Source organism: Pseudomonas sp. K5002, from assembly GCF_013386655.1.
Classification (GTDB): domain Bacteria; phylum Pseudomonadota; class Gammaproteobacteria; order Pseudomonadales; family Pseudomonadaceae; genus Aquipseudomonas.
The window spans coordinates 1-441 of sequence record NZ_JACARK010001126.1; the positions used below are offsets into that span (position 1 = coordinate 1).

1 protein-coding gene is annotated in these 441 nt (G+C 64.9%); it reads right to left on the reverse strand.

Annotation, left to right across the window (positions count from 1 at the left end):
* Positions 1-441: aldehyde dehydrogenase family protein (locus tag HX846_RS33970; RefSeq protein ID WP_178967126.1), on the reverse strand; the 441-nt coding region annotated here is incomplete at both ends.

Sequence of the window (441 nt, forward strand, 5' to 3'; positions counted from 1 at the left end):
AAGCCCACCGAGGCGATGATCCGGGCCAGTTCCAGCTCTGCCAGCGGCGTCACTTCCGAAGGCTTGAGCACCACGCAGCAACCGGCCGCCAGCGCGGGGGCGAGTTTCCAGGCGGTGGTCACCATCGGGAAATTCCACGGCACGATCAGGCCCACCACGCCGCAGGGTTCACGGCGTACACGGGCGCTGAAATCCTCAGTGGGCAGTACCACCGGACGGTCCTGGGTGGCGTCCATTTCGTCGGCCAGGTTCGCGTAATAGGCAAAGGTGGCGATCACGTCATCCACATCGATGCCGGCTTCAAACAGCGGCTTGCCGTTGTTGCTCGATTGCAGTTGCATCAGGTGTTCACGCTCTGCGCTCACACCCTCGGCGATCTTGCGCAACAGCGCGGCGCGGTCGCGGCCGGTGCTTTTTGACCAGCCCGGGAAGGCCGCGCTG